18 protein-coding genes are annotated in these 21,735 nt (G+C 44.0%); 8 read left to right on the top strand and 10 right to left on the bottom strand.

The features are described 5' to 3' along the window. Window positions 1-16 precede the first annotated feature (16 nt). From rplD to rpsJ, 3 genes are all read right to left on the bottom strand, one after another. Window positions 17-658, bottom strand: a complete 642-nt coding sequence (gene rplD / locus H6550_08185; protein ID MCB9046105.1) for a 50S ribosomal protein L4 — start codon at window positions 656-658, stop codon at window positions 17-19. A gap of 7 nt (window positions 659-665) precedes the next feature. Next, window positions 666-1,283: a 50S ribosomal protein L3 gene (gene rplC, locus H6550_08180; protein ID MCB9046104.1), complete on the bottom strand. Its 618-nt coding sequence runs from the start codon at window positions 1,281-1,283 to the stop codon at window positions 666-668. 90 nt (window positions 1,284-1,373) lie between these two features. Then, window positions 1,374-1,679: a 30S ribosomal protein S10 gene (gene rpsJ / locus H6550_08175; GenBank protein MCB9046103.1), complete on the bottom strand. Its 306-nt coding sequence runs from the start codon at window positions 1,677-1,679 to the stop codon at window positions 1,374-1,376. Window positions 1,680-1,861: 182 nt separating this feature from the next. Here rpsJ and H6550_08170 point away from each other — a divergent pair, with 182 nt between their 5' ends. Further along, window positions 1,862-2,596, top strand: coding sequence for a hypothetical protein (locus H6550_08170; GenBank protein ID MCB9046102.1), 735 nt, complete (start codon window positions 1,862-1,864; stop codon window positions 2,594-2,596). A 64-nt stretch (window positions 2,597-2,660) separates the two neighbouring features. Here H6550_08170 and H6550_08165 read toward each other — a convergent pair whose 3' ends face one another. Both H6550_08165 and H6550_08160 read right to left on the bottom strand, forming a co-directional pair. After that, window positions 2,661-5,423: a T9SS type A sorting domain-containing protein gene (locus tag H6550_08165; GenBank protein ID MCB9046101.1), complete on the bottom strand. Its 2,763-nt coding sequence runs from the start codon at window positions 5,421-5,423 to the stop codon at window positions 2,661-2,663. Between the two features lie 17 nt (window positions 5,424-5,440). After that, a complete protein-coding gene (locus H6550_08160; GenBank protein MCB9046100.1) occupies window positions 5,441-5,857 on the bottom strand; it encodes a hypothetical protein in 417 nt (138 codons plus the stop codon). Between the two features lie 198 nt (window positions 5,858-6,055). Between H6550_08160 and H6550_08155 the strand changes: the two genes are divergently transcribed. The 4 genes from H6550_08155 to H6550_08140 are packed head-to-tail and all read left to right on the top strand — an operon-like array spanning window position 6,056 to window position 8,483. Next, entirely contained in the window at window positions 6,056-6,637 is a 582-nt protein-coding gene (locus H6550_08155) for an HD domain-containing protein (protein ID MCB9046099.1), read from the top strand. 9 nt (window positions 6,638-6,646) lie between these two features. Further along, window positions 6,647-7,522, top strand: a complete 876-nt coding sequence (locus H6550_08150; GenBank protein MCB9046098.1) for a YitT family protein — start codon at window positions 6,647-6,649, stop codon at window positions 7,520-7,522. A 44-nt stretch (window positions 7,523-7,566) separates the two neighbouring features. Further along, the gene (locus tag H6550_08145) at window positions 7,567-8,046 is read left to right on the top strand and encodes an energy transducer TonB (protein MCB9046097.1); all 480 of its coding nucleotides are present in this window, start codon (window positions 7,567-7,569) and stop codon (window positions 8,044-8,046) included. Between the two features lie 41 nt (window positions 8,047-8,087). Further along, the gene (locus H6550_08140) at window positions 8,088-8,483 is read left to right on the top strand and encodes an energy transducer TonB (protein ID MCB9046096.1); all 396 of its coding nucleotides are present in this window, start codon (window positions 8,088-8,090) and stop codon (window positions 8,481-8,483) included. Here H6550_08140 and H6550_08135 read toward each other — a convergent pair. Further along, complete coding sequence (locus H6550_08135) at window positions 8,480-9,751, bottom strand: replication-associated recombination protein A (GenBank protein ID MCB9046095.1); 1,272 nt, start codon at window positions 9,749-9,751, stop codon at window positions 8,480-8,482. The genes H6550_08140 and H6550_08135 overlap by 4 nt on opposite strands. 44 nt (window positions 9,752-9,795) lie before the next feature. Here H6550_08135 and H6550_08130 point away from each other — a divergent pair, with 44 nt between their 5' ends. Continuing rightward, window positions 9,796-10,350 carry a hypothetical protein gene (locus H6550_08130; protein MCB9046094.1) on the top strand — a complete coding sequence of 185 codons (555 nt, stop codon included), beginning with the start codon at window positions 9,796-9,798 and terminating at the stop codon, window positions 10,348-10,350. 66 nt (window positions 10,351-10,416) lie between these two features. Here the strand turns inward: H6550_08130 and H6550_08125 are convergent, their stop codons facing one another. Together H6550_08125 and H6550_08120 are read right to left on the bottom strand one after the other, a co-directional pair. Then, window positions 10,417-10,887: a hypothetical protein gene (locus H6550_08125; GenBank protein MCB9046093.1), complete on the bottom strand. Its 471-nt coding sequence runs from the start codon at window positions 10,885-10,887 to the stop codon at window positions 10,417-10,419. Between the two features lie 235 nt (window positions 10,888-11,122). After that, window positions 11,123-14,524, bottom strand: coding sequence for a hypothetical protein (locus tag H6550_08120; GenBank protein MCB9046092.1), 3,402 nt, complete (start codon window positions 14,522-14,524; stop codon window positions 11,123-11,125). 95 nt (window positions 14,525-14,619) lie between these two features. On the opposite strand from H6550_08120, the gene H6550_08115 reads away from it, so the two are divergent. After that, the gene (locus H6550_08115) at window positions 14,620-16,710 is read left to right on the top strand and encodes a DNA mismatch repair protein MutS (GenBank protein ID MCB9046091.1); all 2,091 of its coding nucleotides are present in this window, start codon (window positions 14,620-14,622) and stop codon (window positions 16,708-16,710) included. A 112-nt stretch (window positions 16,711-16,822) separates the two neighbouring features. Beyond that, entirely contained in the window at window positions 16,823-18,037 is a 1,215-nt protein-coding gene (locus tag H6550_08110) for a cation:proton antiporter (protein ID MCB9046090.1), read from the top strand. Here the strand turns inward: H6550_08110 and H6550_08105 are convergent. After that, window positions 18,030-19,766, bottom strand: a complete 1,737-nt coding sequence (locus H6550_08105) for an APC family permease (GenBank protein ID MCB9046089.1) — start codon at window positions 19,764-19,766, stop codon at window positions 18,030-18,032. The two genes, H6550_08110 and H6550_08105, sit on opposite strands and share 8 nt — an antisense overlap. Before the next feature lie 64 nt (window positions 19,767-19,830). After that, window positions 19,831-21,723, bottom strand: a complete 1,893-nt coding sequence (locus tag H6550_08100; protein ID MCB9046088.1) for a mechanosensitive ion channel family protein — start codon at window positions 21,721-21,723, stop codon at window positions 19,831-19,833. Window positions 21,724-21,735: the final 12 nt, after the last annotated feature.

Here is a 21,735-nt window from a genome sequence, read left to right as displayed (position 1 = left end):
TCAGTTTCTTAATTAATTATGCTTCTGTTGTTTCCTCTTCTATTTCAGAAAAAAGCTTTGCAGCAGATTCTGTAAATATCAGCACGTGTGCATTTACCAGGTCGTAAGTGTTCACATCGCTCAGAACGGTAGTTTTGTTCGATGCAACGTTACGGCTACTCAGGTAGATATTTTCATCTACATCAGGTAAAATGAACAGTGATTTCCTGTTATCACCCTGCAGTTTGCTGATCATTGCTGCGAAATCTTTAGTTTTCGGAGCACTCATTTGCTGATCTTCAACTACAACTATCTTGTTGTCTTTTGCTTTGTAAGCCAGGGCAGACATTTTAGCCAGGTCTTTCACCTTACGGTTCAGTTTGAAATCATAACCGTGTGGCAAAGGTCCGTTCACGGCACCACCACCTTTATATAAAGGGTTGCGGATGTTACCTTTACGGGATCCACCTGTACCTTTTTGACGGTGCAGCTTCTTAGATGAGCCTTTTACCTCTGCACGGGTCTTGGTTTTGTGTGTACCCTGACGTTGTGCAGCCAGATATTGTTTTACAGCCAGGTAAATAACATGGTTATTTGGCTCTATTCCGAATATCTCATCAGGCAACTCTATGTTGCGGCCTGTCTTTTCTCCTTTACTATTTAAAACGTCAACTTGCATGACAATACTAATTCTGAATTAATACGATTGAATTATTGTGACCCGGAACAGAACCTGTTATTAATATATAGTTCTTCTCAGGGAACACTTTCATTACTTTAAGCTTCTTGATCTTCACGCGATCGCCACCCATACGGCCGGCCATACGCATTCCTTTGAATACGCGGCTGGGGTATGATGAACCACCAATAGAACCAGGTGCGCGCTGACGATCGTGCTGACCGTGAGACGCCTCACCCACACCGGCAAATCCGTGGCGTTTTACAACACCCTGGAAACCTTTACCTTTTGAAGTACCAATTACACTTACGCTTTCGCCTTCAGCGAATATTTCGCAGGTAATTTCTTCACCAACTTGTTTATCAATGGAACTATTACGTATCTCTTTTACAACCGACTTAGGACTAGTGTTTGCTTTTGCAAAATGGTTGATCTGAGCTTTCGATGTATTTTTTTCTTTAGCCTCACCGTAGGCTATTTGCAGCGCATTATAACCGTCTGTTTCAACAGTTTTTTTCTGCGTAACCACACAAGGCCCAGCTTCGATAATGGTACAAGCCACTTGCCTGCCATTAGCATCGAACACACTGGTCATGCCTATTTTTTTACCAATTATACCTTTCATTTTCGATATATATTTAACCAAGCGCCCGGGTTGCCTTTGTGTGGACCGGGATTGGTTGTTTATCAATTTTGTTAAAGAACCTTACTTCTGTTATGCTTTTATCTCTACCTCAACACCGCTTGGCAGGTCCAGCTTCGAAAGAGCATCAACTGTACGGGAAGAAGAAGTATAGATATCCAACAAACGCTTGTGCGTGCAAAGTTGGAACTGCTCGCGGGCTTTCTTGTTAACGTGCGGCGAGCGCAATACTGTAAAGATCTTCTTCTGCGTTGGCAACGGAATAGGGCCTGTAACCACTGCTCCTGTGTTGCGCACAGTTTTTACTATTTTTTCAGCCGATTTATCAACCAGGTTGTGGTCGTAAGACTTAAGCTTAATTCTGATACGCTGTGACATACTTTATAATAACTTCTTACCCGTAAAAAATTGGGACTGCAAAGGTATTGGAAGTTTTTAATTCAACAAAATAAATTTCAGGAAAATTTAAAGTTTTGTTGACAGTACCTTAGTGGCACGAAAACTGCATGGAAACATAACCTTAGCTTAACTTAGAATGTTATAGTTTTTCGCACCGGAATATGGCAAAGATAGAACACATATCATTATATAACCTGGAACTGGAAAAAACCATGCTCGACATGGCAAAATTCATGGAATTGCCTGATAATAAGCCACTTGCAAATAACAGGTATTGCCTCTTCTACCCTATGATAGGCAAGGAATACAACGAGAAGAAAGACCTGATCGTGTATGGACAATTTGCAACTGACTGGAAACCAGCCTTTAAGCTTACAAAAGACAAGAAGCAGATAGAGACCCTTGTAAAAAAGGCCTATGAGTACTCTGTAGTATCGCGCGGGTGCCCGCTGGACTGGGTAAATAAATACTGGATAAAGCAGAACCTGTACCGCTCTTTTTTCTGGAACATTACCTACAAACTGGTGATGGAACGCTATGGCAGGACGGAAAAAGACTGGAACCACATCATTACCTACAGCAACCTGATGAAGATCAGCCCGATACCTGTTGACGTTTTCCCTAACGAATTGATACAGGGGCAGTTATTTAATGCTGCCCACTTATTCAAAGAAGAACTCAGCATTCTTCAGCCACGTAATGTATTGCTCATCACAGGTTTGCAAAACTGGGCCGAACCCGTGCTTAGGGCTGCCGGTATCAAATTCACCACGGAGAAAGGCGAGTTTGTTGAGGCGACAACTGCCTACAGGGGCAGCCATATAATTGTTGCAAAAAAACCTTTCACTGCCGATCACAGAAAGTTCCTGGATGAAATAAAACGGAATATGGTATAGCTTATAAAACATTAAACCCCGGCTACTACCGGGGTTTTGTTATTATTATAAATGATACCATTTTCTACTTAACCACCATCATCTTCCTTGTTTCGCGATAATTGCCAGCCTGCAAAGTACAATAATAGGTGCCTGCTGCAAGGTTTTGCGCGTTGAAGTTGAGACTATGGTCTCCGGCTGCCATATCCTGCTCTGCCAGGTTCTTTACCTGCCTGCCCAGCTGGTCGTATACTTTCAGGCTGACAAAACTCTTGTCTTTTAACTTAAATGTTATAGAGGTCTGCCCTGTGAACGGATTGGGGTAGTTGCTGAAATTGAGGTCTTTTTTACCTGCGGTCACCTCTTTTATCCCAACAACATCATTCACGCTGGTAATATGTGTAGAAAACAAGCCGTGAGAATGTGTGGCTACCACCACCAGGCCATCTGTAGTACGGTGGTCTATCATAGTAACAACAGAGTTGCCTATCTCGTTGGGTGCCTGTTGGGTCCAGAAAGTACCCTCTCCGTTCAGCCTGGTTGTAGCATACAATCCTACACTCGTACCCAACAGGTAGACAGTGCCATCACTTACCGGGATTATTTTTGCCCACCGTATTGAAGGACCGTCGCCTGTACCGTCAGCATTCTCCTCAAGGTCTCCGGCTACTTTGGTCCAGTTATCGCCACCATTAGTAGAATAAAACAAACTATAAACACCATAGTTAGAAAAAACAACCATAACATTGTCAGCATTTGACGGGTCTACAGCTATACAGCTTACATATCCACCCGACGGAAAGCCTAGAGTCGAGACGCCTTTGGGAGAGGGCGTGCCGGTATTTGCATTATCTATCCTTAACACATATTTACCTATGGTACCATAATATACCCTGTTAGCAGGGGTTTTAGATACTGCAACTGCAGAAATAGTAGTGCTCACACCCGGGAGTTGTACCCAGTTGGTGCTGATACTGTCCCAGTTGCTTGCATAAGGAATACCCGAAAGATCGTTATTCCTCCATAAAGATGACCCTCCGGCCATATACATGATATTGTTATCATTGGGGTCTAATACAAACGGGTTGATAAACATATAACCTTTTGCACCTATAGGGTCGATGCGCGCAAATTTGGTAATATTGCCGGAGCCATCCATTTCCGCACGCATCATCTTACCTAATTGAATACTGAAGTAATAAGCAGATTTATTATCAGCTATAGCACAATAGGAACCATCCCCACCCCTGGGTGACACCCAGGATGTACCGACATTGGATGAATTCGTGAACCAACTTCCATTATCCTGGGCACCCCCTATCACTACATCACCTGTGCCTGCATGATCTATAGCACACGTGTAGAACATGGAACTGATGTAACCGTTATTAAGCGAGGTCCATACCACTTTAGACGCAGTATTGTCCGTTGTCTTGAAAATACCGCCATCATTGGCAGATATCATTTTATTAGGGTCGCTGTACAAGAAAGCAATATCATGCTGATCCGGATGATGATTGGCGTAACCATTTACAATCGGCAAAGTAGTACCCTGTTCATATCCGCCGATGTAGGTTGTATTAGTACTGTCAGAGAATCCGGATGTAGAGCGATATAAATTGGTACCACCTATGAATACCACGTTTGTATCGTTTGGTTTTATTTTCACGACAATATCATAAGAGCCTTGTGTCTGATATTTATCAAAAGGCCCGCCGGTGCCCGGCAGATTTTCCGAAAAATCCTGCCACTGTCCTCCGGCACCGCTACCATCACCGGATAGGTATTTGTATTTCCACAAGCTATTCCAATCTGCTCCGCCATTATAATCCAGGGTTTGTTTCCCTGAACCGGGTGTATTGCCAAGAAAATATACCTGGGACTCATCGGCCGGGCTGATACCAACTTTAATACGTCTGTAGGTAGTTGCAAAACCAGCAGGTGTAATATTTGTAAAATTAACGCCGTCTGTAGAGCGATAAATACCCTTATTTGTGCCATCGCTGCTTAAGGTAGCATAAATTACACCTGTAGTTGTGATAGCAATATCTGTAAAAGTAGCCGCCGCCTGGTTAGTATCAGCACCTATTGCCAGTTTCCAACTCACTCCCCCATTGGAGCTCTTGTATATACCACCATAAGCTGCTGCATACACTACATCATCAATAGTATTAGACTTGTCTGTAACAATGTTCCAGACATAATCGCTCCAGACAGTGAAGGTACTCAAAGGCGATGTTGTGGAAGACAACACATTCCATGTTGCACCATTATCGGTTGATTTGTAGATACCATTACCACTATAATTAGCGCCACCACCACTGGCCGAAGCTCCATAAGCTTCTCCTGTACCAAAGTACCAGACATTCGTCTTACCGCTGCGCGTATCCTGTGCCAGGCAGGTAGCGCCCTGGTACCCTCCTATAGGTGTGGTTATTGCCCAGGTAGTACCACCATCTGTAGAGCGCCACATTCCTCCCGATGGCGTGCCGGCTACTAAGACATTCTCATTAGAGACGTCAATACCAAAGGCTCTGGTTCTACCTCCGACATTCCATGGACCACGTGCCTGCCAGGTTGCTGATGTGGTTTTATATTGTGCATACCCACCGGATGCTGCACCCGGCATAGATCCGGCATATGCCAGCTCACGTGCACGCATATGGTCAGGTATCCTTCCGGTGGCAGGGTCGTGCAGCAACATCCATTCGTGCATGGCCGCACCTTCTGCTTCCTCACCCTCTCCTGTTTCATACGCTTCATCGTCGACAACCGAAGACCTTTGTTCGCAAGACTGAAAAGCCAAAGCGAATACAGCGATGCAACTAAATAAAAACACCTTTCTCATAAACTGGTTTTAAAGGTTTACCTTCGTGAATAATCATAAACAATAAAATGCGTTGTATTACCGGGCAATATTCTTTGTTCAGCATTCGCTGTGAATATATGCCGTTTCTTCAGCCCCGGGTACCTTTCTTTCATATCCGGGAATATCTTTTTGGTTTTATGCAGTGTATAGGCAAATTCCATTTCTACGGTATCTCCTGTAACAGGAATATGTGTGACTGATGAGCCACAACTGCTCACCTCTAGAATTTCTACCATTGCCCTGCATGGATATTTTGCACAAAGGCTTTTTTCATCTTTATCCCTGCATGCTGACACACAGACCACTTTTCCGGTAATAGCACAAGACATTGGCATTCCCGGCTCCTGTGCTACTGCCAGCAGGCTATGGCAGGTCATAAGTATCGTTACTATTCTAAGTAGTTTATTTATCATACTGTAACATATCCGCTCTGTGGTATTTCTAAAAATACTAAATATTTTATGGAATGAACCCAGTGCTGATAAATACCCCAAAAACTGCTGTATTGCAGGCTGAGACGAACGATATGCACACTGCTAAAAGATGAAATAATATAATTTTCAATACTATTACCAAAAATGTTTTAATATATTAGTGTCATAATCACACATATGAAATTCGGAGAAGCAAAGAAATTCATACTAGGCAGACTAAAAAAAGAACTCCCCAACCACCTTTCATACCATAGTGTTGAGCACGTAAGGGATGTTTTTAATGCCTGTAAACTTTTAGCTGAAAAAGAAGGAGTAAAAGGGGATGACCTGAAACTCCTGCTTACCGCCGCACTTTTTCACGACTCCGGTTTTCTGAAAGGCCCAAAAGACCATGAAAAGAAATCGTGCCAGATTGCGCGGAAACACCTGCCTGAATATGATTATACTCCCGAACAGATAAAAAAGATATGTGGCATGATCATGGCCACCAAAGTACCGCAGCAACCGCAGAACCACCTGGAAGAGATCATTTGCGATGCTGACCTGGATTACCTAGGCAGGGACGATTTTTTCATTATCGGCGATAAACTTTTTGCCGAATTGTCCATGTATGGCATCTTGAACACGGAAGATGAATGGAACAGACTACAGGTAGGTTTCCTCGAAGCACACCATTTCTTCACCAAAACAGCCATCAGGCTGAGACAGAAAAGAAAAGACAAACACCTTAAACTGGTCAAATCCAAGATAGGATCATAACAAAGCATAATGAGCAGCAAAAAACTTAAGACATCCTATATCATACAGGATACTATTTATATGGTATTGGGTATATTATTCAGTGCCTTCGCTATGAACAGCTTCCTGGTACCCAATCATTTTATGGACGGCGGCGTAACGGGTATCTCCCTTTTAGGACACGAGGTATATAACTGGAACCTGGGCTTGTTGCTAGTACTGACCAATATTCCCTTTATAATCATGGGCGCTTACCAGATCAACAGGGGGTTCGCTATTAAAACTGCCATTGCTGTTGCCGGACTTGCACTTGCATTGCAATATATCAACTTCCCCACTGTCACTTCAGACAAGTTGTTAATATCCATGTTCGGGGGATTCTTCCTGGGACTGGGTATCGGCCTGGCCATGCGTGGTGGTTGCGCTATTGACGGGCTGGAGGTATTGGCACTGTATACTCTGAAAAAAACCAGCTTTACCATTACGGAAGTGATACTGGCTATGAATGTGGTGATATTCCTGTCTGCAGGTATGTATTTCGGACTGGAAACTGCGCTGTATGCCATGCTTACCTACTACATAGCCATGCGCACGATCGACTATGTGATAGAGGGTATGGAGGCATATACGGGTGTAACTATTATTTCCAGCAAAAGTGATGAGATCAAAGAAGCACTGGTGCTGAAAATGGGCAGGGGTATAACTATTTACAAAGGTGAGCGCGGCTTCATGAAAGATAGTTTTGAAGTAAGCCATGAATGTGATATCGTATTTACAGTTATCACACGCCTCGAGGTACGTAAACTGAAGAATGTCGTACATCATATAGACCACCGTGCATTCGTATTTACCCATACCATTAAAGAGACTGCCGGTGGCGTACTGAAAAGAAAAATAGCCCACTAAGTTGTGGAAAAACGGCATACATTCGTCTACATAACAAAGACCCCATGTACAAGGCAGTTTTCATACCAGCACTATTGATGCTGAATATCATTACAAGTAGTGCGCAGCAAAATCAAGATTCCATTACACAAAAGACACGTGTTGTTAACGGTGATACCGTTATTGTAGAAACACATCCCGGAGGTAAGAAGGTAATAACCGACCCGAAGACAGGTCAAACACAAGTTTTCGTTTATGTAGAACAAATGCCGGAACCAGGCTACGACCTGTACCAGTTCCTGACAGACAACCTGGTATACCCTGAAGATGCGCTTAAAGCAAAAATTGAGGGACGTGTAAATGTCAAATTCATTGTGACCACTACCGGAGACGTAACAGGTGCTGAGGTATTAAAACCCGTCCACCCCTCGCTTGACAAAGAAGCCTTGCGGGTAGTGAGCTCAATGCCGAAATGGAAACCCGGCAAACAAAACGGCAAAACCGTAAACGTTTACTTCACGCTGCCCATCAGCTTCAAACTCTGATATTTTACACTGCATTCCGTAACTTGCTTAAAAATCGGGATATGAGATATGCACTTTTCATTCTTCCTATGTTGGTGGCAGGTACTGCTTTTGCACAGAGAACAGTGAACGCTACTACCTACCAGAAGCAACAGGTATACCGCTTTGTAGAGCAGATGCCCGAACCCGGTTATGACCTGGACAAGTATATCAAAGACAATATGCACTATCCTGAAGATGCAAGGAAAGAAGGCGTAAAAGGCCGTGTATTGGTCGACTTTGTGATACAGGCCAACGGCGAACCCGCGAGTGTTACCGCACGCAATTCGTTCAGGTATCCTTCGCTTGCAAAAGAAGCGGTAAGACTCGTATCTGAAATGCCGAAGTGGAAACCCGGCATGAAAGACGGCAAAGCAGTCAATGTTCAACAGACCCTGCCTGTCATCTTTATTCCCTAGTAGCCATATTTATCTTTCCAGTTATGCTTCAGGTATTCTCTCAACCTGTTCTCAGCAGCGTTATTACCCGGGTCGTATAGTTTAGTACCTGCTATCTTCTCCGGCATAAACTCATGGTCGGCAAAGTTGCCTTCATGGCTGTGTGCGTATCGATACCCTTTGCCATAATCCAGGTTCTTCATCAGCTTGGTGGGTGCGTTGCGAATGCTGAGCGGTACGGGCAGATCACCCGTTTTTCTTACCAGTGCCTGCGCCTCATTTATCGCCATATAAGACGCATTGCTCTTGGCCGATGATGCCAGGTAAGTAGCACACTGCGACAGAATGATGCGGCACTCCGGGTACCCTATCATCTCTACAGCCTGAAAAGTAGTAGTTGCCAGCAACAACGCATTAGGGTTAGCATTACCAATATCTTCACTGGCCAGTATTACCATCCTGCGGGCTATGAACTTAGGATCCTCCCCACCCTCTATCATCCTGGCGAGCCAGTATACTGCAGCATTAGGATCGCTGCCGCGTAATGATTTGATAAATGCCGAAATAATTTCATAATGCTGTTCACCAGTCTTATCATACAAAGCCATTTTGCGCTGTACAATATCCTGCACCAGTTCATCAGTTACTTCTTTCTGCCCCTCCGGCATAGATGATACCACCAATTCAAACAAGTTGAGCAAACGCCGGCCGTCACCACCACTCAGTTGCAACAGTGCTTCCCAGTCTTTCACCATTACTCCCTTATTCTGCAACCAACTGTCAGTTTGCAACGCCTGGTTCACCATTTGCTTCAGGTGTTCCTCGTCCAGCGGTTTCAGTACATACACCTGGCAACGGCTCAGCAAGGCACCTATTACTTCAAACGAGGGGTTCTCTGTCGTAGCACCAATCAGGGTGATAATACCTTTTTCAACGGCTCCTAACAGGCTATCCTGCTGGGCTTTATTAAAACGATGTATCTCATCTATGAATAATAATGCATGGCCGCTCTTCCTTGCCATCTCTATTACAGCACGTACTTCCTTCACTCCGCTATCAATAGCGCTCAGTGTAAAAAAAGGCATATCCAGTGTCTGTGCAATGATCTGCGCAAGCGTGGTTTTGCCTACTCCCGGAGGGCCCCAGAATATGATGGAATGCGCTTTACCATTGCGCAACATTTGCTCTAATACCTTGCCCTCGCCCACCAGGTGTTCCTGCCCGATAAACTCGTCAAGGTTCTGTGGCCGCACTCGTTCAGCCAACGGAATCTGAGATAATGGTGTCATAGTATTAGCATATTCTTTACAAGTAAAATCATATATTCGTTGCTATGTTACGCAAATTACTGATCATAACGCTCCTTTTCAGCACGGTAGCGGTCACATACGGACAAAAAAAGGACAAAAAGAAGAAAAACAGGAAAGGAAAGACAGAGCAGGTTACAACTGACCCTGAAAAAATAGATTACAAAGCTGAAGGCGCACCACTCCCACACCTGGACATGACAACAAGGAAAGGCGAAAAACTTACAGAAAAGGACTTTGATAACGGTGCCAACCTGTTGGTGATGCTGTTTAACCCTACCTGCGATCACTGCCAGGAAATGACCGTTCAGTTAGAGAAGAACATAGACCTGTTCCAAAAAAGCAAAATACTTCTGATAGCTGCCCCTTCTATGATGGACTACCTTGAGTTTTACAACAATGTAACACGATATTCGAAATATCCGCAGATAACAGTAGCTGTTGACAGCGCAGGGTATATTGACAAAGTATTTACTTATACCGCGTTGCCACAAATTAATTTTTACGATAAGAAAAGAAAGCTACTGAAAACATTCTCAGGCGACACGCCAATTGAAGCATTGAAACCTTATATAGAATAACTTACGGCCTGCATGCAGACATGCAGCTAACAATACTCCAAATGGCTTAGTACCCTCTTAAGGATACTAAGCCGTTTGTTTTTTTACGTAGTCTCTTATTTTTCGAACATAGTCGAAATATCCTCTTTCCATGCTGGTCCAGAACACAGCGAATATGGCCAGACCAATACTACCCAAAGTAATGATGTAGGTATTGAATTTGCCATTCTTGTCTATGATAAGCAACATAAGTGATGCAGCGATCATAATAGTAACGAATGCCATGATCAGCATCGGTCCACCCGCATCAATCTTGCGCATTTTGGTGCTTACTACAACATGTGTTTTGCCTTCTTTGCCTTTGAACTCTACATGTGTGATCGGTAATGTTTTGATCCCTGTGTCATACTCAGCATGAGGAATAATTTTCAGCATCCTTCCCTTCTCGGAAACCTCGAAATCCATATTATGGACCTTCATGTGTTTACCGACAAGACGACCTTTTATGTCTTCTTCTGAAACGGAGGATACGTACCGGTAAGTTCTTGAAAATATCATAGGCACGATTTAATTGTTAAGAAATGTAACTATATGAAAGTTAACGCAAATATTTTGCCAAAGCAATATGCAAACAACCCTCATATATACAAGACGGCGTACTTATGAAAAAGGATAGCTGTAAGATGTTGATTTAAAATACTTTAACAGTTAACTGACATTTGTACAATTTATCCACTATTTTATTAAAATTATTTAATGGATAAAATTTGATTTTCAGGAAAATAATTATATATTATATACCCAGCAGTTTATAATAATCTTTTACTATTTGCTGGTAATATGGCTTCAGCACAGGGGGGGCTGTTTTATACTGTTCAGTAAGCTGGTTGCGGTCCTTCATGTATTGCTGCAGCTCTGCAGGCACGGGTCGGCTGATGTCTTTAGCAGTGTTAGATGAGCGTTTGTCATCCTGCTGTTGTTCCCTTACGGCCTTTTCTGCTTCCAGCAAGCGAGTCAGTATCTCCCGTTGCCGCAACAATAGTTCACTACCCAAACGACGGTTCACCAATTGGGTCTCATTCTTATCCATTTCCTCCTGTATCTCTCTCAGCTCTTTAGCAATTTCATTCATGCCTTTGCTGTTCAGCAGGCTGTTGAGTTCCTGTAGTTGCTTGCGCAAAGCTGCCTGTTGCTGAGCCATACGTGCCAGTTGTTCTGCATCGCCATACTCCTGTTTATCACCACCCTCTTTCTTTTTATCTCCCTGCCCGTCTTTGCCACTATCACCATTCTCTCCGTCCTGCGCACCTCTCTTCTGTTGTGCAGCTTTCATCTGTGCCATAGCATCGCCCAGTTTCTTTTGTTTGGTTATCACGTCACTCAGTTGTTGTCCCGGGCCCGGGCGTGGTGTTTTCCCACCGGGGTTCTTGCACATGCCTTTACTACCCTTCTCTGCCTGGCTTTGCATAGAAAGCAGGTTCGACAAAAGTTCATTCAGCATCAAAGCCAGGTTATTGGCATGTGTCATTACATATTGTTGCCTGGTAATTGCATCACTGATACGCCTTGCTTCAATTGACGATACCGTGTACCCCATGTTTCTCTCCAGCTCGGTAGTCTCTTTGTTCACGTTGGCAGCAAGCTGGTGCATGTCTTTACTCATCTCGAACAGGCTGTCGCGTATCATCTTCGAGTTGTCGTGCAGGCGGTTCTGCTCCTGTTGTTTGGCAACATAATTCTGGCTGGCCAGGTTCACATCTTTCAATTCATTCATCAGCTTTTCCTGGTCAAACGACAAGCGCATCAGGTTACTCAATATCTGCCTGACGGCCCTGATATCCTTCGTGAGCTGATCCATATCCATGCTGCTGGCGGCACTACGCAGGCTCTGCGCCATCTGTTTCAGGTTCTGCGAGGCTTTGCTTTGCGACTGGCTGGCTTTGCTATTCTGGTTCTGTTGCAGCTCTTCACTACTCTCTTTCATTTCCTGTTCCGCATCCTCGCCCAGTTTCTTTTCATCATCCAGGTCTTTTTCATCTTTCATGGTCTTATTCAGCTCCTCGATGTCTTTCATGTCTTTCTTCATAGCCTCGTCCAGCTCATTCTTAATATCCTTCTGCTCTTTGTCAAGTGCGGCATTTACACCGTCTTTTTTATCTGTTTTCTCTTTAAGGGCATCCTCTTTCTTAGCCAGCTCATCCATTTTATTAGCCATGTCTTCCAGGCGCATCTGCATTTCCATCTTGTTCATCATCTCCTTCATGCGCTCCATATCCATCTTAAACAACTTGTTGTCCTGCTCCAGTTGTTGCATGGTTTTCAGCGCCTGCTCTTTATTCAGCTTCTGCATCAGCTCCTGCAGCTTCTTCATTTGTTCCTGCAGTTCTTTGTTCAGCAGGTTGTCCATCTGTTTCTTCAGACTTTCCTGCTTATCTTTCAGGTCATCGCTGTATTGCTTTTGCTGGCTTTGCTGCAATTGTTCTTCAAAGCGTTTCTGCACAGCTTTCATCTCGTTCTGCATAGATTGTTGCATCTTCAACAGGTCCTGCAATGACTCCTGCTGCTCCCAGTCCATATCCTTACTTTTCAACAAGCGGCTTTGCATACCCCTGTATTCGTCCTGTAATTTATCTGAACGTTGTGCGCTGTTGCTCAGTCCTGAATTTATCTGTTGCGAGTTAGCGTTGATGGCCGAGTCCAGTTGTTTCCGGTCATACATCCTGTACTCCATCAGCTCGCTGCGTGTTGCCTTGCTGCCATGCACCCCGTCATTGTCCCATGCTTCAACGTAATAAGAGAGTTTTTGCCCGGGTTGCAGGTCCAGGTCCTGTATATCAAAGTAATGCTGGAACACCGTAGATATACCAGGCGTTATTTTCAGTGGAACACTCTTCTTAGCCAGTTCCTGGTTTTGCGCATTGGTAACGGTGTAATGGAATAATACCTTGCTTATGCCATAATCATCAGCAGCATTACCATTCAGCAATATTTGTTTGCCCGACACCGAATCCCTGTATTCCTGCAATTGCAGCACGGGATGTTCATCTGGTATCACTTTTACATAGTATTGAAAGCTGTCCGTTACCCCTGTTTTCTTATTGCTGAGCACAAGCACATAGCTGGTATCTGCCATAAAACGGAACTGCGATGTCCACTCATTATTATCTTTTTTGAAAGGTGTACTGTTCCCGTTCCCCATATTCATGCTGATCATATCAGTATGTTCTGCTACCAGCTGCCACTGTACAATAGTACCTGCAGGAACGGTTATATCGCCGAGGCTCTTCACCTGCTCATCTTTTCTACCCGTATATGCGGGATAGTCCAAATCAACTTTAAATGATTTAAGTATAGGCTTCTGCACTACATTCAGTATATACTCTTTTGAATAAAAACCCGCCGCATACAACCTGAAGGTTACGGGTTCTGTTACATTCCTGAACGTGTAGCTGAATTCGTTGTTACCGGCAGCCGACATGGGTATAATATCGTCCCCTATAGCTATGGCCATATCTGCAGGCAGCACATCTCCTTCTGTTGTTGCTTCTATCGCAAAGTCACTGTTGCGGGTTGCCTTCAATTCACCTGTTTTCAGCACAAAGTTGAATGGCGCAGGTTTCTCGAACGACTTTGTAGGTTGCAATAACCTAGCTGAAGCATCACGAAAAACATTGGGTGCCGCTACCAACATAAAGATACCTGCTAACAGCACAGGCAACAGGTAGGGCAGGTATTTCCGGTTCTTCGTCAGGTCTATAGCAGATACAACAGGAACCGTTACTAACTGTTTTGCCTTCTGGTCTATACTGGCTTCTATCAGCTCTTTACTGCTGTGCGCATCCGCATTTTTTCTCAGTTGTAATATATTCAGCAGCTTATCGCTTACGTCTGTAAAATGGTGCCCGATAATTACTGCTGCCTGCTCATGCGAAATAACCCTGCCCAGTTTAGCCATCTGCGTGAGGGGTATCACTATCCAGGCAACCAGTGCTGACATAGCACTTATGACGAATAATACAGCAATAGAAGTACGCAACCACGCAGGCAAATACAGATAATATTCACTTACTGTAACGGTAAGTACGAACAACAGGAACGACGTAAAGAAAACCAATATTCCCTTCAATAGCTTATTGGCATAATACTTACGTATAAATGCGTCTAATTTTGATATAAGCAGTTCATAATTACCCATAGTACATGACTATACGCAATATAAAGGTTTTTGCCATTATCACTGTCATAAGAGTATGTTATATAACTTTGCAGCCCTCAGCAGGTTAGTACATGATACAATTATACCCCGCTCACGCGGCTGAAGCATTAGAATTTGACAAGATACGTACCATGCTGCACAAGAAGTGCAGAACGGATGCCGCGCATGAACGTGTGGACAGCCTGCGTTTTCATACCCGGCTGGAATACATAGAAAAAGAGCTTAACGAAACACATGACTACAAAATGCTGCTGGGCGGCGGAGAAAGCTTCCCAAACGACTTTACCACCAACCTGCAAAAAGAACTGAAACTACTGTCTATACCCCGTTCGGTTTTGAGTAGCCAGCAATTACTTTCCTGCTATAAACTCGCAATTAATATGCGGGACATATTGATATGGTTCAGCAAACACGAAGGGTTATATAAACACCTGCGTGCTATATGCGAACACATCTCTTATGATAAACAGATAGCGCAGGTAATAACAGCAGTAATAGATGACACAGGAAATGTAAGGGATAATGCCTCGCGCGAGCTCATGTCTATCCGTAGCGAACTGGAGGCAAAAAGACAGCAACTGAGGAAGGTATTCGAAGGCATACTACGCAAGCTGAACAAACAGGGCTACCTGGCTGACATAGCTGAAAGTTTTCTGAATGGGAGGCGCACCGTAGCGGTTTTTGCAGAACATAAACGCATTGTAAAAGGTATACTACACGGTGAGAGCGAAAGCCAGAAAACGGTATTCATAGAACCGGAGGCAACCATTGAACTGAATAACGAGATATTCTCGCTGGAGCGTGCCGAAGCTAAAGAGATACAAAGAATACTTGCTGACGCGACACAACAATTATCTGTATATCACCCGCAACTGGAAACATACTATCATATCTGCGGACTATATGATTTCATCAGGGCGAAAGCGTTGTTTGCCAAAGATATCAACGGCAACATGCCACGCCTAAGCCCGCATCCGGGTATTGACCTTATAAAAGCACACCACCCGCTGCTGTTGCTGCACAATATGGCACATAACAAACCTACAATCCCCCTGCATATCAAACTGGACCGTCACCAGAGGGTACTCATCATCAGCGGACCCAACGCAGGAGGAAAAACTGTCACAATGAAAACAGCGGGTCTGATACAGCTTATGGCACAATCGGGCCTGCTGGTGCCGGTTGACAGTACTTCGGAAATAGGTGTTTTCAAACAACTGATGATACACATCGGCGATACTCAGTCGATAGAGCATGAATTAAGTACCTATAGCGCACACCTGCGCGATATGAAATACTTTATGAACAACGCCAATGGCAAGACCCTGTTCTTTATAGATGAACTGGGTAGCGGCTCCGACCCCAACCTGGGTGGCTCGTTTGCCGAAGCTATAGTGGAAGAACTGGCGGCCAAACATGCTTTGGGTATCATCACTACGCACTACCTGAACCTGAAGGTAATGGCAGGCAAGGTACCCGGCATTGTAAATGGCGCTATGGCTTTTGACGAAGAGAAACTGGAACCGTTATATCAACTGACCATTGGTAAACCCGGTAGTTCATACACATTTGCCATTGCTCAGCGCAGCGGGCTACCTCCTAAAATTATTGAGCGTGCACGAGAACTAACAGAGCGGGGTCATTTCAAACTGGACAAAATGTTGTTGAAAACAGAACAGCAGGCAGTGCGTTTGGGACAAAAGGAAAAAGAGCTGGACAAACTGATAAAAGAACAGGAACAGGCTAAGAAGCAATACGAAGAGCAGACAGATAGAGAGAAATTCAAACAACAACAGCAAACTATCAAACTGCAAAATGCGGTAAAGAAAGAAGAACTGGAGTACCTCCGCGACATGGAACGCAAGTTCAAGCAGATCATACAGGACTGGAAGAAAAGCGAGAATAAAAGTGAAGTAATTGAATCGGCAGAGAAGGTATTATTCAAAAAGAAACAGATACAGGCCAATGCATCTATGGCCAAAAAGGCGGATAAAAATTACAAAATGATTGGCGGCAAACCACAGGTGGGTAATTACGTTCGCAACAAAGTAAACCACCAGGTGGGAATACTCACCGAAATTAAAGACAAGAAAGCGGTGGTTACTATCGGTAAAATGCCATTCACAGTAAAATTGGACGACTGGGTGGTGGTAACTAAAAAATAACCTAATTTTATCCTACCTGTATCAATCACAACATTTTGATACATATCATTGTTATTGAAATAGTACAGGCAACTACATCTCCCGACAAGTTTTATAACATATAAGTTTTAGCATGCAATTAAACTCACATATAATTGTCATACTGTTGAGTAGTGTAGTAATACTTAGCTATTTCTATACCATCATCAGTAAAAAGACTAATATCCCTTCGGTATTGTTGCTTATTGCAACCGGTATCGGCATTAAATACTTCACGCAACAGTATGGCTTTACAGAGCAAAACGTGGAGCCGTTGGTCAGGGTATTAGGAGCTGTAGGGTTGGTGATGATCATACTAGAAGCCGCGCTCGATCTTGAGGTACACAAAGAGAAATTAAACCTGATACGCAACTCGTTCTTTTCTGCCCTGTCCATTTTCGTCATTTCGTCTATCGCTATAATGTACCTCATTGTGTACTGGTTGCACGAGCCCTATGATAAAGCGTTCATCTACGCCGTGCCCTTAAGTATCATCAGCAGTGCGATAGTAATACCCAGCACCAGCCACCTACCCGAAATGAAAAAGGAATTCATCATCTATGAAGCCTCATTTTCCGACATCATAGGCATCCTTGTGTTCAATTATATGATCATGACCAACGTCATGAATTTCCAGTCGACCATGCTGTTTGTGGGACGTATCGGTCTTGCGATTGTCATATCAGCTATAGCATCACTGATGCTGATCTATATGCTGTCAAAAATTGAAGGCATACTTAAATTCTTCCTGGTATTCGCAATCCTTTCAATCGTGTATTCATCGGGCGAACTGATACACCTCCCCGCCCTGATAATCATACTGGTATTCGGCAGCCTGCTCAACAACAGCTCATTGATCATAAGAGGACCGTTAAGGAAAGCCATCCCGTCTGAAAACATTGATAAGATACTTGAATTGATGAAGACCGTCACTGCCGAAACATCATTCCTGGTACGTACTTTCTTCTTCATACTGTTTGGATATACCATCAACCTGGCGGTACTGATAGAACCGGATGTAATAACCATAGGCACTATTATCGTAATGATACTACTGGTAGCCCGTTATATATACCTGCGCGTGATACTGAAAGCAAACCTGTTCCCCGAGCTCTTCCTCATGCCGCGTGGTTTGGTAACCATACTATTATTTTACAATATACCGGTAAGTAAACAACTCACCAACTTCAAAGTAGGTATCATATTCTATGTTGTAGTGGTCACCAGCCTGCTGATGATGGTAGGACTGATGTTCTTCAAAAAAGACAAAGTAGATTACCTGCAAAGCACGGAAGAATCTGCTATATAATAAGCCTAACTCCCCCCAGGTCTTCCAGCCTGTGCGTAAACCTGTCACTTGGTGAACTGATGAACATAAAGTTCTGCGGTATGTTCCACTTTTTGCTCAGTTCCTCAATGATCTTCGGCCCGAATTCGCCCTTTATCTGGATGAATTCGATCTTTATCTCGGGATAAGCCCTGTCCAGTACTTCAAAATCTACCATGAACTGCGGAGCTACTTCCTGCTCCTCATTCACCACGGCTACTATCTTTAGCTTACGGGTTATCTCATTTTCCGACACATACATCATCACCTTGTTCAGGATAGAGATGTCATCGCCTTTGGTAAAATACACAAACTCCTGGCCTGATAGTTTGCGTATAGCCTTTTTCAGGTGGAAACGACTGATCAATGATACCCTTTGTAGTGAATCGAAGAAACTGTTGGCAATAATGAGCAGGTATTGCAACATCTGGTTTCTTCTCAGGAACAGGATGATGATAACAATAGCAGGCACGAAATATTGCAGGAACACCACTAAGTATTCGGGGTGCATTTTTATGTTACCATACAAGGCAACGATCAGCGACAATACCGCAATAGCCACGACAAATGGTGCCGCATATTCAGGCCTGGGCAGGCGGCTCCTCTTTATTTTCAACAGGAAGTTACCATAGCCAAAGTACACCATAACTATAAGGAAAGATATGGTATATACACCTGCCAGGGGACCTATCTCTCCCCTTGTCACCAGCAATACAGAAAGGCACAACAGGAAGAATACAATGAGTATTCTCGGTGAACTGCCACGGCGGTTCTCTTTCAAAAGGAATTGTGGCAATACCCTGTCCAATGTCATACGTTTTATCAATCCGCCAACACCTACATAAGAAGTAAGCACCGCACCACTCAACACCAACACTGCATCAATTGAAATTAGAGAAGCCAGCCACGGACCTCCCGCTGTATGCCCAAGGTGAGACAATAATGCCTCCTGGTTCTGTGACACTTCAACCAATGGCAGCACCATGATTGCGATCAGTGCCATCAGCGGATTGATAACTGAAACCGCTACCCACATATTGCGCAAGGTTTTCGGGAAAACACCCGGCTCCTGCTCCTCTACAAAGTTGGCAGAACTTTCAAAGCCTGAAATACCTAACATAGCCGTGCTGAAACCAAGAAATAATGCTGTAGCTACCCCGCCCTCTACCGGCATCTTAAAGTTAGTCATGGCTATATCCATACCATGATTGAATACGAACCACCCGCCGGCTATCAGCAATATTGCCATAGAGCTCAAGTGTACGATAAATATGATAACCGCAACAATAGCACTCTCACTGATACCTGATATAGTGAGCAACAGGAACAATGTAAGTAAACCGATAGTGGCCAGTATTATAGGCACTGAATGAAATATACTGTGCAGGTAGTGCATTGCCTCACTGGCAGATATTACCGCCGTGGCCATATATGACAGTATGGTCAGGCAGGCAGCTACCGATGCATTACTTTTGCTGGTTGTATTCAGCAGTACGTTATAAGCTCCTCCGTTCAGTGGAAGCGCACCTACAACCTCGCCATATATCTTCCTGTAAAGAAATAATACCCCCGCCACTATCAGCAGCGATATCCAGGCATATTGCCCCGCATATACTATAGTGAGTGCTGATACATATAAACAGGAGGAGGTAATATCGTTACCACAAATTGCGGTGGCTGCTAACTGCTTTAACTTCTTGGGGTGGCTCATCTATCTTTCAATAAGTTTCTGTCCGTACACAAATGTCTGAAATAAATGACAAAGCATATACACATTATGATTTATCATTATTACCATTACTTTTCACGTTGAAAGAGGGGGTAATATAGTCAGGCGGCAGGTAGTCTGCGGGAATAGTGGTCTGGTTGCCGTCGCGCAAGGTGCTGTAATGCGGCGACATGATCTCTACGCCTGCTTCATTGAATTTATCCTGAATATGTTGGTGTATCGATGAATATATTACAGCCTGTTTGGACGGATCTTTGGTATAGGCATTGACCTGGTAACTCACATAAAAATCGTCCAGGCTGGTTTGCAGCACAAACGGGGCGGGGTCTTTTAATATATGGTCGCTCTCATTTGCTGCATTTATCAGCAATTCATGTACGTGTTTCCACGGCACGTCATAACCAATGGTAACTGTAGTATGCACTATCAACCCTATATCTTCAGCAGCCGTACTATAGTTGATGGTATGGCTGTTCATTACAGTTGCATTAGGTATCGTAATTTCTTCATTTTTGATGGTACGTATCCTTGTTACCAGCAAGGTCTTTTCTATGATATCCCCTGTCACGTCGCCTATCTGCACCCTGTCTCCCAGTCGGTAAGCACGCATATAAGTGAGCACAAGCCCTGCTACTATATTGGATAGTGATCCCGAAGAACCAAATGTGAACAATACACCAAGGAACACAGACACACCCTGGAAAATCGGCGAGTCCGAACCCGGCAGATAGGGGAATATCACTACCACCATAAAAGCAAATACTAATATCCTGATGATCTGGTAGGTAGGTGTTGCCCAGTCTGCATAAAACCCGGGCAGTTTCAACGCACCTCTTTCCACTTCGTGTTTCAGGTATTTTAGTCCTCTGAATACGTATCTGAAAATGAATATAATAACAATGATCGTGATCAGGTTGGGCAGGTAGTTCCACATGGCCAGCAACATCTTCTTCACCGGGCTCAGTATATATCCGAACAATGTGCCCGACAAGGTCTTCGTCCACGGAAAGATGCTGAACAGCACCGGCAATGCCAGGTATATCAGCAAGAAGATGATGACCCACCTGATGACGTTCGCCGTGAGGTGCAATGCCCTTACTTCGCTGTCTGCAGTAAATAGTTCATACTCCCGTATTTTAATGCCTTTGATAAAGGTGCCCTTTGCGCCAACTATTTTGCCAACCAGCCACTTATGCCCCTTGTTCAGGTACCTTATCAGTATCACTACTATTATGATGACCACTACCGCCAGGCCTATTTCTTTCAAAAGTGTCTGCAGGCTGGTGGCTTTACGATACTCTTTTATACTGTCGGCTATTTTTTGTTTATACAATGCCGCCAGTTTTTCCTTGTCCATTCCCATCCACAGGGCGTCAACATCTGTTATACTCAGGATGATACCATCACGGTACACAAGGTCTATCGTTTGTTCTGAAGTGAATATCTTTATTGAGTCGCTGTGATAGAACATGTCCGACTCTATCTCTTTTATCCGTACATCTATATTATGCGCCCTGACCCTGGGCGTGAACGGTCCCAGTTTGGCATATACATAAAACAAAGTGTCCAGCATAAAGGGTGACACTGGGAAACCTTCTACAAAGTGTTTTAGTGAATCTATCCTGGCTTTCTGCGCAGCTATCCGCTCCTGCTCTGCCGTTTTTATCTGTTGCAACTCTGCCAGCAGTTCCTGCTTCTTCAGGTTGTCGGTGGTTTTAAGTGAGCTTAATTCTGCCTCTAATGCTGCTTTTCTCAGCGAGTCCGCCGTCTTGGTAGAATCCAGTTTCTGTAAAAGTTTGGTATTGGCTACCAGCACTTCATTTTTCAATGAATCTGCCAGCGCCGTAGAATCAGCCGCAACAGAAACGCTGTCCTTTTGTGCGAAAGCTGCAAAAGGCAAATAAATACACAATATCAGCAGGGCGGAATATTTCCTCATTCAGTTCTCTTA

Source organism: Chitinophagales bacterium, from assembly GCA_020636495.1.
GTDB lineage: Bacteria > Bacteroidota > Bacteroidia > Chitinophagales > Chitinophagaceae > UBA5543.
The sequence above is the reverse complement of the archived record's forward strand: the minus strand, read 5'-3'. Positions and strand labels throughout refer to the sequence as shown.

Bases quoted from the DNA above. Each gene is read 5' to 3' on its own strand.
- rplD (MCB9046105.1), bottom strand. From the start codon at position 658: ATGCAAGTTGACGTTTTAAATAGTAAAGGAGAAAAGACAGGCCGCAAC.
- rplC (MCB9046104.1), bottom strand. From the start codon at position 1,283: ATGAAAGGTATAATTGGTAAAAAAATAGGCATGACCAGTGTGTTCGAT.
- rpsJ (MCB9046103.1), bottom strand. From the start codon at position 1,679: ATGTCACAGCGTATCAGAATTAAGCTTAAGTCTTACGACCACAACCTG.
- H6550_08170 (MCB9046102.1), top strand. From the start codon at position 1,862: ATGGCAAAGATAGAACACATATCATTATATAACCTGGAACTGGAAAAA.
- H6550_08165 (MCB9046101.1), bottom strand. From the start codon at position 5,423: ATGAGAAAGGTGTTTTTATTTAGTTGCATCGCTGTATTCGCTTTGGCT.
- H6550_08160 (MCB9046100.1), bottom strand. From the start codon at position 5,857: ATGATAAATAAACTACTTAGAATAGTAACGATACTTATGACCTGCCAT.
- H6550_08155 (MCB9046099.1), top strand. From the start codon at position 6,056: ATGAAATTCGGAGAAGCAAAGAAATTCATACTAGGCAGACTAAAAAAA.
- H6550_08150 (MCB9046098.1), top strand. From the start codon at position 6,647: ATGAGCAGCAAAAAACTTAAGACATCCTATATCATACAGGATACTATT.
- H6550_08145 (MCB9046097.1), top strand. From the start codon at position 7,567: ATGTACAAGGCAGTTTTCATACCAGCACTATTGATGCTGAATATCATT.
- H6550_08140 (MCB9046096.1), top strand. From the start codon at position 8,088: ATGAGATATGCACTTTTCATTCTTCCTATGTTGGTGGCAGGTACTGCT.
- H6550_08135 (MCB9046095.1), bottom strand. From the start codon at position 9,751: ATGACACCATTATCTCAGATTCCGTTGGCTGAACGAGTGCGGCCACAG.
- H6550_08130 (MCB9046094.1), top strand. From the start codon at position 9,796: ATGTTACGCAAATTACTGATCATAACGCTCCTTTTCAGCACGGTAGCG.
- H6550_08125 (MCB9046093.1), bottom strand. From the start codon at position 10,887: ATGATATTTTCAAGAACTTACCGGTACGTATCCTCCGTTTCAGAAGAA.
- H6550_08120 (MCB9046092.1), bottom strand. From the start codon at position 14,524: ATGGGTAATTATGAACTGCTTATATCAAAATTAGACGCATTTATACGT.
- H6550_08110 (MCB9046090.1), top strand. From the start codon at position 16,823: ATGCAATTAAACTCACATATAATTGTCATACTGTTGAGTAGTGTAGTA.
- H6550_08105 (MCB9046089.1), bottom strand. From the start codon at position 19,766: ATGAGCCACCCCAAGAAGTTAAAGCAGTTAGCAGCCACCGCAATTTGT.
- H6550_08100 (MCB9046088.1), bottom strand. From the start codon at position 21,723: ATGAGGAAATATTCCGCCCTGCTGATATTGTGTATTTATTTGCCTTTT.